Source organism: Acetobacterium malicum subsp. dehalogenans DSM 11527, assembly GCF_000472665.1.
Lineage (GTDB): Bacteria > Bacillota > Clostridia > Eubacteriales > Eubacteriaceae > Acetobacterium > Acetobacterium malicum.
In genome coordinates, this window is the sequence record NZ_AXAC01000025.1 from 70,009 (window position 1) to 79,729 (window position 9,721).

General features: G+C 44.0%; 11 protein-coding genes and 1 pseudogene. 10 read left to right on the forward strand and 2 right to left on the reverse strand.

Annotated elements, in window-relative coordinates:
* Positions 1–15: 15 nt before the first annotated feature.
* The 5 genes from A3KS_RS23175 to trxA all read left to right on the forward strand — a co-directional run bounded on the left by A3KS_RS23175 (position 16) and on the right by trxA (position 2,272).
* Positions 16–183 (forward strand): 4Fe-4S binding protein, encoded by a 168-nt coding sequence (locus A3KS_RS23175; RefSeq protein ID WP_070370676.1) that lies wholly within the window; start codon positions 16–18, stop codon positions 181–183.
* A 189-nt stretch (positions 184–372) separates the two neighbouring features.
* Positions 373–534: a rubredoxin gene (rd, locus tag A3KS_RS23180; protein ID WP_084504968.1), complete on the forward strand. Its 162-nt coding sequence runs from the start codon at positions 373–375 to the stop codon at positions 532–534.
* Positions 535–622: 88 nt separating this feature from the next.
* Entirely contained in the window at positions 623–1,114 is a 492-nt protein-coding gene (locus A3KS_RS0110795) for a hypothetical protein (RefSeq protein WP_026394940.1), read from the forward strand.
* Positions 1,115–1,355: 241 nt separating this feature from the next.
* Complete coding sequence (locus A3KS_RS0110800) at positions 1,356–1,922, forward strand: flavodoxin family protein (protein ID WP_026394941.1); 567 nt, start codon at positions 1,356–1,358, stop codon at positions 1,920–1,922.
* Between the two features lie 29 nt (positions 1,923–1,951).
* Positions 1,952–2,272, forward strand: a complete 321-nt coding sequence (gene trxA, locus A3KS_RS0110805) for a thioredoxin (RefSeq protein ID WP_026394942.1) — start codon at positions 1,952–1,954, stop codon at positions 2,270–2,272.
* 110 nt (positions 2,273–2,382) lie between these two features.
* On the opposite strand, the gene A3KS_RS0110810 is transcribed toward trxA, so the two are convergent.
* Positions 2,383–3,993, reverse strand: a complete 1,611-nt coding sequence (locus A3KS_RS0110810) for a diguanylate cyclase domain-containing protein (RefSeq protein WP_026394943.1) — start codon at positions 3,991–3,993, stop codon at positions 2,383–2,385.
* A gap of 270 nt (positions 3,994–4,263) precedes the next feature.
* Here A3KS_RS0110810 and A3KS_RS0110815 point away from each other — a divergent pair, with 270 nt between their 5' ends.
* The 5 genes from A3KS_RS0110815 to A3KS_RS0110835 all read left to right on the forward strand — a co-directional run bounded on the left by A3KS_RS0110815 (position 4,264) and on the right by A3KS_RS0110835 (position 9,379).
* Entirely contained in the window at positions 4,264–6,375 is a 2,112-nt protein-coding gene (locus A3KS_RS0110815; RefSeq protein WP_026394944.1) for a YhgE/Pip domain-containing protein, read from the forward strand.
* 127 nt (positions 6,376–6,502) lie between these two features.
* Positions 6,503–7,102 carry a TetR/AcrR family transcriptional regulator C-terminal domain-containing protein gene (locus tag A3KS_RS20890; RefSeq protein WP_035355993.1) on the forward strand — a complete coding sequence of 200 codons (600 nt, stop codon included), beginning with the start codon at positions 6,503–6,505 and terminating at the stop codon, positions 7,100–7,102.
* A 62-nt stretch (positions 7,103–7,164) separates the two neighbouring features.
* Complete coding sequence (gene rlmD / locus A3KS_RS0110825; RefSeq protein ID WP_026394945.1) at positions 7,165–8,517, forward strand: 23S rRNA (uracil(1939)-C(5))-methyltransferase RlmD; 1,353 nt, start codon at positions 7,165–7,167, stop codon at positions 8,515–8,517.
* A gap of 2 nt (positions 8,518–8,519) precedes the next feature.
* Positions 8,520–9,074, forward strand: a complete 555-nt coding sequence (locus A3KS_RS0110830; protein ID WP_026394946.1) for a hypothetical protein — start codon at positions 8,520–8,522, stop codon at positions 9,072–9,074.
* A 26-nt stretch (positions 9,075–9,100) separates the two neighbouring features.
* On the forward strand, positions 9,101–9,379 hold the full coding sequence (locus A3KS_RS0110835) for a hypothetical protein (RefSeq protein WP_026394947.1): 279 nt from the start codon (positions 9,101–9,103) through the stop codon (positions 9,377–9,379).
* Positions 9,380–9,566: 187 nt separating this feature from the next.
* Here the strand turns inward: A3KS_RS0110835 and A3KS_RS23470 are convergent.
* A pseudogene (locus tag A3KS_RS23470) lies at positions 9,567–9,721 on the reverse strand (IS110 family transposase); the annotation flags it as partial.

Here is a 9,721-nt window from a genome sequence, read left to right on the forward strand (position 1 = left end):
AGGAGGGTTTTTTAGATGGCTTATAAAATTACAGACGAATGTATTGCTTGTGGATCATGCATGGATGAATGTCCAGTAGAAGCAATTTCCGAAGGCGATATCTATGTTATCGATGCAGCTACATGTACTGACTGCGGCGCTTGCGCTGAACAGTGTCCAGTAGAAGCAATTGTTCAGGACTAGTTAGAAGTATTGAGAAAAGGCACCTTCCAGAGTTTTCTGGGAGGTGCCTTTAACGTGAGCAAAGCTAAAAGCCGATCTTTTTATTAAATTCATTATACTTTTCTAAAAGTTTGTTAGATTATCGAGTAAATGGGTAAATATGTATTCAAGAAATAAAATCAATGACAGATGAGATCTGGAGGAGGAAACATGCAGAAATACGTATGCGATATTTGTGGTTATATTTATGATCCTGAGGTGGGGGATCCTGACAGCGGAGTAGCCCCGGGAACAGCGTTCGAGGATATTCCGGACGATTGGGTTTGCCCGTTGTGTGGCGTCGGAAAAGAAGATTTTTCGCCTGAAGACTAGAAAACACCAGCCAAAAAAGAGCTTTAGCTCTTTTTTTTATGGGATCAATGGGTTATAATGAAAATGACTACAGAAACATGGAGGACATATGGCAGTTAAAGCACGGGAAACCCTTGAAAGCAAACAAATCAGTTTTACTACCCTGGGAATAATAATGGTGGTGGTGGTTGGATATACGCTTCTATACAATCAGTTTGCCAATACCCTGGAAGATTATCGGTTAAAGACAATTGTTGGTGTGATCAGTCTGGTTATTATGATGGGCGGGTTTTTAATTTCGCTGCGTTATATTACAACCGCCTATGAAATGGTCGTCACCCATGACCGATTAATCATTGATCGAAAAATATTTTTCTGGAAAAAAACCGTCCTGGAAGTAAAAACGGATGACATTAAAAAAATTCTGCCAATCGAGGAAGCAAAAAAAGTCGACGGTCAAATGCGGAACTACACCCTGACAAATATGGATGGTAAACGAAAATATGTAATTCAATATGAAGAACAGGGAAAAATTTGTTGTGTTAAGATCCAATGTACTGGGAAATTCCATGAAACTTTGAAAAAACAGGTCAAAATATAATAGCTTTAAGGAAATCTTAAGGGAAGTAGGGTATTATTTAGACATAACAAGTTACCNTCTTTCAAAGTTTTTAGAAAAAACCGAACGCTTTTCACACGGCTTCGGTTTTTTTCTTTTTTGAAAAAAATTTACCGCCAGATAAGAAGATTTTTTCACCAGATAATTAGATATTGTTAATGCTGCAATAAATCGGGTATAATATTCCTAAATAACTAAAGGATCCACCATGAAAGGAAAACCAATGGAAATTGTAGCAATTATGGGAAGTCATCGGAATGATCAGAATACACAGAAAGCCATCGACTATTTTATCAGTAAAATTAACGTTGAACACGAATTGTTTGAATATAATGTCAATAAAATAGACGTTCAGGCTTGTCTCGCCTGTGATTATTGTATCCCTCATCAGGGGCAATGTGTTATTGAAGATGGGATGACTGAAATTTATCAGAAAATGGAAAGTTGTGATTTGCTGATCGTGGCTAGTCCCGTTTATTTTAGTGCTTTTCCGTCAAAAATAAAGGCACTGATTGATCGGACCCAGATGGTTTATAACCTCAAGGACAAGTCAGCCATCAAAAAGAAAAAAATCCTGATCATCGGTATTGGCGGGGCACCTCACTATCCGCGGCAGTTCCAGGCGGTGGATAACACGCTGGAATGGTACAAAAAAACTCTGAGCTGTGATGAGATTGGCTTTGTTCAGTTTTCTCATACCGATGAGCTACCGGTACTGGACAATAAGACGTGTCTGGCAGAACTGGAAGCAATCGCGGAAAAGATAAATGCGCCAATGGCGAAGAATTAAAAAGAACTAAGAAATAAAGGAGATACAAAATGGCAAAGATAATCGATCAAACAGAGTTTGATAATCTGGTTTTACAAGGAAAAGGCGTTGTGTTGGTAGATTTTTTTGCTACCTGGTGTGGACCATGCAAAGCATTGGCTCCCGTTTTAGAAGAAGTAGCCGAGCAGTTAAAAGATAAAGCCAGCGTTTATAAGGTTGATATCGATGAGACCCAGAGTCTGGCCCAACAATATCGGGTGATGAGTGTGCCAACGATGAAAATTTTCAAAAATGGCGAAGTAGTGGAAACCATCGTCGGGCTCCAGTCAAAAAGCGTTTTGCTGGACAAGCTGAATTACTATGCCGGCTAATGAGATGCCCGTTAATTTGAACTCAAAAACATAAAAAAAGGTCGCTTCATTTTGGAGCGGCCTTTTTGGCATAATACTTCGAAAAAGCTCAGAATGGTAATGCAAGAATATTAAAATAAGTTGTCCGCTTCATGTGAACGGCGTTTATCCTCATACATCTTCAGATCGGCATTGTGCACAAGGATGTCGATATTATCCGCAGCAGTGCTGAATAAAGCATAACCGGCAGATAGTGAAAGAGCAGAGCTCAGTTCATTGAGCTTGACAGGCTGATTGAAGGCGGTCTTGATTTCCCGGACACGATTTCTAACCGCTGCTTCTGATTTTATGTCAGGAATAATGAGGGTAAATTCATCGCCGCCAATGCGGGACAAGAATTCGTCCCCGGTTTTTGATTGTTCCAGCCGTTTGGCAGCTTCAACCAGAACCTGATCCCCAACATCATGACCGTAATTGTCATTGATGATCTTGAATTCATTCAGATCCATATAGATTACAGAAAAATCGCGGGCACTGCTGGGGTATTGGTTGCTGAGATCCTTGAGCCGGGAAAAAAACATCCGGCGATTGGGTAAGTGTGTCAGCGGATCATAATTGGCCAGCAGATAAAGTTCGTCAGCCAGTCGCTTATAGTTTTCACGGCTCTTCAGCAATTCCAGCTCGGTTATTTTTCGCCTCGTGATGTCATGAAAGGTAACGACGATGCCCATAAAACCATCAATACTGTCACTTGCGACAGCGGCAGATAAGATCGCATGGATGGTTTTACCATCAGCAGTGATCAGATCGGTCTCCCGACCTTCAATTTTATTATGGGCACGCAACAGCTCAATATTGTCCCGGTTATATTGTTGGGAGCGTAGCAGTAGATTTAAATCTTTACCCAGGAGTTGGGTTTCATCGTACTTTAAAGTCAAACAGGTGGCCCGATTATAACGCAGGATTTTGCCCTTGTCATCAAGCAGTAGAACAGGGTCCATAACGGTATCGAGAATCACATCCGATGAGGCAGTGGTCGAAAAGGAAAAAAGTTGATGATCGCTGACCAGATAAAAAAATCCGACTGCAAACAAAGCGGTCCCCAGATTTCCCATGGGCGGTAAAAAAGTGGTCACCATTGGCAACAGGATATCCGAGGATACACCGAAAATAAGCACGATGGTATCGATAACAATTATGGTCAAGGCCTGTCTTTTTTGCACCGAATAGGAGGATTCGTTATGCCACTGAAGGAGCAGGTAAAAGCCAATTGAAAAATAAATACTTAAATATAAAACATAAATCCAGGACCAGACATTGCTGGCACTGTTGACATAAGTCCAGCCGAGGCCGGAAGTGGATTGCACAAAACCACTGGCCAGACAGGTGGCATCACCGGTGAGATTTTTGATTAGAATCAGGATCGGAATCCCATAAAACAGTATTTTCAGTTCGAACAGGGACAGATAATGCTCTCTGTTACTTAAAATAAGGAAAAAATATATGGCAAAGGGCGGAAAAAGGCTGCCGCCGATACAGCCGATGCGATGCCAATACATGGCTGCGTCGGGATTGGGAGCAGTATAAAAAAAGGTATAGGCAAAAGCCCAGACCGAAAGCATCAGACACTCAATAAAGGCGAATTGATTCAGCGGTTGACGTTTGTTTAACCGCAGACAATATATGCCCAGAAGTACAAATAAGATAAAAATGGTAAAGGATAAAAGAGAAAGAATATTCAATTTAAAACTCCTGCCTGAAATTTGACGATTAGTTTAGTGATATTATACCCAAAATAGTGCTGGTTTACTGTGGTTATTATGGATGCCCTTGAAAAAAGGCCGGGAATAGTGGAAAAACGAAGGGTTTAACCTTAAAAAAAATAAGGAGACCGTTTTCATTTTTGGACAAATCGCCCGATTTGTCGGGATTTCGGACAAGTTTTAATAATCGTATAATTACAAGCTGAACGCCTGATGCTATACTCCTTTAAGCAAGCGAAAGGAGCGAAAATGAATAAAAAAATAGTTAACAAAGCCAACACAGTCCGATTTATTGTTATTATCGGTGTTATTATTATACCACTTATGTATAGTTTTTTCTATCTTAGTGCCTTCTGGGATCCCTACTCAAAATTGGATAACCTGCCGGTGGCATTAGTCAATAATGATGCGGGTGCCACCATCAATAATCAGCAGCGAAATCTGGGGAACGAATTCCTTGATGAACTGATTAAGGATGGTACCTTTAAGTATGTAATCACCGACGAGGCCACCGGTAAAGCCGGTACCGAAAGTGATGATTATTATGCCATGATCGTGGTGCCGCAGAATTTCTCAAACAATATTGCCTCGGCGGCAACGGTCAATAAGCAAACCGCCAGCATTATCTTTTCACCCAACGAAAAACGAAATTATCTGGCCAGTCAGATCCTGGGAAAAGCTGAGATGCAAATGGAAACCAGCTTACGCGAAAGCATTTCTGGCGAAATCGTCAACAATCTGACCGATCAGGTGGCCAAGGTGCCCGGTCAGCTGGGCACCCTTAATGATGGCTTAACCCAGCTTTCCAGCGGCTCGGCGCAATTGCTGAGTGGCTCTCAGACCTTAGCCAACGGCACTTATTCGCTGGCCGCCGGTTCCCAGGAATTGGCCTCCGGTTCGGAAACCCTGGCCTCCGGCACTCAGGCGTTAGCCGCCGGCAGCGAGACCCTGGCCTCCGGCACTCAAACCCTGGCCGCTGGAACATCACAATTTGCCGCCAAATTTTCTGATTTTAACGATGGCATCAGCACCTTAAAAAATGGTTCGGCCCAAGTGAGCAATGGTGCAGAAAGTTTGGCCGCTGGAACCGATCAGTTGAATCAGGGGATTCAAGCCTACACCGCTGGGGTGGATACTTTGATCGGTAACGTCAATCAGACCTCAGCCTTTATCTCGGCCTTTGTTGGCGAACATCCGGAATTGATGGCTGACCCCCAGTTTGCGGCCTTTATTGCGAACATGGCCTCCAGTGACAATGCCGACAGTATTGCCCAACTGGAAGCCGCCGGCAGTCAACTAAGCGGAGCATCGGATGCTATCGCCACCGGGACCCAGGCATTAGCCGCCGGAACCAGCAATCTGGATGATGGGATAGCCACCGTCAGTGCCGCCGCCGGCCAATTAAACAATGCCGCCGATAGTATTTCAGCCGGAGCCAGTTCTGTTTCAGATGGTGCCTCATCACTGACAAACGGTGCGACCGCTTTGTCAAACGGGGCCACCACCCTGACCAATGGCGTTTATACTCTGGCCGATGGTGCCAACACCCTGGCTAGTGGTGCCACGACCCTGGTCACCGGTCAGCAGCAGCTTAACAGCGGCATTACCACCGCCCAGAATGGCGTCACGACTGCCGTGAATGATGCCAATGCCGATACCGCCAAATTAAATGGTTTGGGTACCTATGTCAGTGAGCCGGTTACGGTGGACGATGAAGTCATCGACCCGATTGCCAATTATGGAACCTACTTTTCGCCCTACTTTATGTCCCTGTCCTTATGGGTTGGCGGTCTGATTATCTTCTTCGGGATCTATTTTGATGCCGATCAGAAATTTAAGATCCTGTCCCGGGAAAGTAGCAATAAGACTGCCCGCAGCTTTATTTATCTGCTGTTGGGCCTGGCCCAGGCGATTTTGCTGGGCAGCATCATTAAATATGCCTTAGGGCTGGAAATCGCCCATACCGGCCTGTACTTTGTTTCGGTTTGTCTGGTCTCGATGACCTTCCTGGCGATTGTCCAGTTCTGTATTATCCACATGGGCGATGCCGGAAAATTTGTGGCATTGACACTGCTGATTCTGCAGCTGACCTCCTGCGGCGGCACCTTCCCGATCGAAACGGTGCCGAAGTTCTTCCAGGTGCTGTATCCCTTTATGCCGATGACCTACTCAGTGGTGGTATTTAAGGATACGATTACCGGTGCGATCTCCGGCGACTTCTGGCACAGCTTTCTGATTCTGGTTATATATCTGGTGGTTTTCTTTGCCGCCACGATCTTCTTGACCATGATTAAGAAAAAGAAGGCTGAGAAAGAAGATGTGACCGTTAAAGCCGAACTGAACTCCGACCAATTATTTTAAAATGACCAAGATTGAAAGAACGCTGCATAGCAATATGTGGGGTTCTTTTTATTTGCTGACGATCACTTTGAAATAACAAGCTGAAATGATATAATTATTTAAAAAAAAGATCATGAGGAGTGTCTGCATGTCCGATGCATCAATAACCAAAAAAGCTATCGCCAAGGGCTTTAAACATATTCTAAAAAATAAAAACTTTGAAAAAATAACCATTGCCGAAATTACCGCCGAGTGTGGCCTGAACCGCCAGACCTTTTATTATCATTTTCGCGATAAATACGACCTGATCAACTGGATCGTTTATCAAGAGGCGATCCTGGTGATCCGAACAGATCTGACCATCGAAAACTGGGACAGCAAGGTGCTGGCGCTGTTAACGACGATGAAAAATGATGGTCATTTTTATCAAACCACCTTAAAAGACATCAATGGCACTGAATTTCAGAATTATCTGTTTACCGTTACCAAGGAAATTTTTATCGAAATGATTGAACATCTGTCTCGTGATCGCAAAATGAACTCGGAAGCAGTCCCGGTGATGACGCCCCAGAAGAAAACATTTACCGCCGAATTTTTATCCTATGGGGTGGTGGGGATGATTATCGACTGGGCCCAAAACGGGATGAAGCAATCACCAGAGGAAATCACCATCAGCATCAAAGAGATTATCAACGGGGCCCGGATGTTTGCCGTTTCCCGTTATTTTCAGGAACTGACCAAAGCGTAATAGTAAATATCGGCTGGATCAACAGCCCCAAATAATCAACAAGAAAATTTAAGGAGTCCAAATTGAAAAAGAATGAAGTAATTGAATTAACGATAGAGGGATTTAATTTCCCCGGTAAATCCTGGGGAATGCACGGCGAAAAAAAAGTGGTTATGAAAAACGGCCTGCCAGGGCAACGGGTGCTGGTGAACATTGCCAAGAAACGCAAGAAATATGAAGGCCGAATCCTGGAAGTGCTGGCAAAAGCCCCCAATGAAATTGCCGCGGCCTGCGATGTCTTTGCCAAATGCGGAGGCTGTACCTACCAGAACCTGCCCTATCAAGAACAACTCAAGCTCAAAGAAAACTATGTCTTAAACCTGCTGGAGCAGGCCGGGATCGCGGGCTTTGCCTATGAGGGGATTGTCCCCAGCCCCGAGGTTTTTGGTTACCGGAATAAGATGGAGTATTCTTTCGGCGATAACGAAAAAGATGGCCCATTGATGCTGGGTCTGCATGAACAGGGCAGCTTTTATAATATTGTCAAAACCGATGGCTGTAAGATTACCGACGGGGATTTTAATGCGATTCAAACGGCGGTGCTGGGCTATTTTGCCCAAACCGGGGACAGCTATTTTCATAAACGCAGCCACGAAGGTTTTTTAAGACATCTGGTCGTGCGCAAGGGAAAACACACCGGCGATCTGCTGATCAATCTGGCCACCACCACCCAGGGAACGCTGGACGAGGCGGCCTTTGTCAAATGCCTGTTGGATCTATCGCTTATCGGCCAGATCCGGGGGATTCTGCATACCCAAAACGATGGCATCGCCGATGTGGTTAAAGCCGAAACCGCCAAAACCCTGTATGGAGAAGACAAAATTGAAGACAAGATTTTAGGACTGACCTTTGAAATCACCAGTTTTTCCTTTTTCCAGACCAACACCTTAGGAGCCGAAAAACTCTATTCTGTCGTTCGGGATTTCGTCGGTCAGGAACAGAACGAAGTCATTTATGATTTATACTGCGGCACCGGCACCATTGCCCAGGTACTGGCGCCGGTCTCTAAAAAGGTGGTCGGGATTGAGCTGGTCGCCGAAGCGGTGGAAGCGGCCAAAGCCAATGCCACCAAGAACGGCCTGGACAACTGCCAGTTTATTGCCGGTGACGTGATGGTGGAGGTAGCTAACCTCCATGATCCGGCCGATGTGATTATTCTGGACCCACCCCGCGACGGCATCCATCCCAAAGCGATCTTTAAAATTCTGGATTTTAAGCCCAAGGTATTTGTGTACGTGTCCTGTAAGGCGACATCGCTGGCCCGGGATCTGCCGTTTTTTGTGGCGGCGGGGTATGAAGTCAAGAAAGTGAAGTGTGTGGATATGTTTCCGCATACCGGCCATGTGGAGACGGTAGTATTGGTAACGAGGGTTTAAAGATGGTTAAGGATCATTTAGGAAAGAGTTATCAGAGCGTAAAAGAGATGTGTTCAGCATACAACATCAGTTATGCAGTTTTTCTTGATAGAAGAAGTCTAAATTGGTCTCTAGAGGATTGCTTAACGGTTCGGGTAGTAGACCATAAAGGCAGAGGCTATAAATCAGAAGAAGAGATGTGTAACTATTGGGGTGTTAAGTATTATGTGTTTAAAGATAGACTTTCTGAGAATTGGACATTGGAAGAGGCTTTGGAAAGTAGACAACCGGATAGCATTAAGGATCACCTAGGCAGGGGTTTTAAAACAAAGTCTGAAATGTGTTTATATTGGGGTGTTAAGGAGTATGTTTTTAATGATCGGTTAAAGGATGGGTGGTCATTAGAAGAAGCTTTAGAAGGTAAAAATCCTAATACGGTAGTTGATCATTTGGGTAGGAAGTTTGACACCGAGAAAGATATGTGTGCTTATTGGGGAATTAAAAGCTATATCTTCAAAGATAGAATAAAAGAGGGTTGGAGTTTGGAAGAAGCTTTAACGATACCGTTTAAGTTGTAGTAGATAAGCGTTGGATTATAGCTACGGTGCAAATTTGCACATTTTTTCGGACTGGATTTAATCGGTTTTCTGAGGAAGCAAACCAGGATGAATGTCTGGAAGCCTGCTCAAAAACCAGAAGGACGGATGAACGACTGATAGCTCTGGTAAGCCAAAACCCTGAATACCGTAATCTGGGAGAATTGCCAGTTGATAAGCGAAATCAGCTGATCCGACAGATTCAGCAGGGAACCGGTGGCAGTGTCCGTCAATTGATCTGGGTGTTGGGACTGGGAAAGATGATGGTGGTACGTGCAGTGAAATGATGAGCATGACGAGAAACGTCCTCTTGTCATTCTTGTCGTTATATAATTTTATTTGAAAGACTTGTGGTAATAAGTCAATATAATGTTTAAGAAAAATTTAGAGCTGTTTTTTAAAAAAGGCATCACTAAACAGACCTAATACTATTAGGCTTTTAAAAGGATATGCGCATCGATTTATTAATCGATACTACACACTCCTTTCCGGTGCATAGAGTTGGTGGTTGCGTAGTAGCACATCCACCATGCGCACTAGTTTTCTTGCGGTAAGAACGAGGGCTCGTTTGTGCTGATGTTTGGGAACTTCATGATATTTTTTGAGATAGTATTCCCGATAAACCGGTT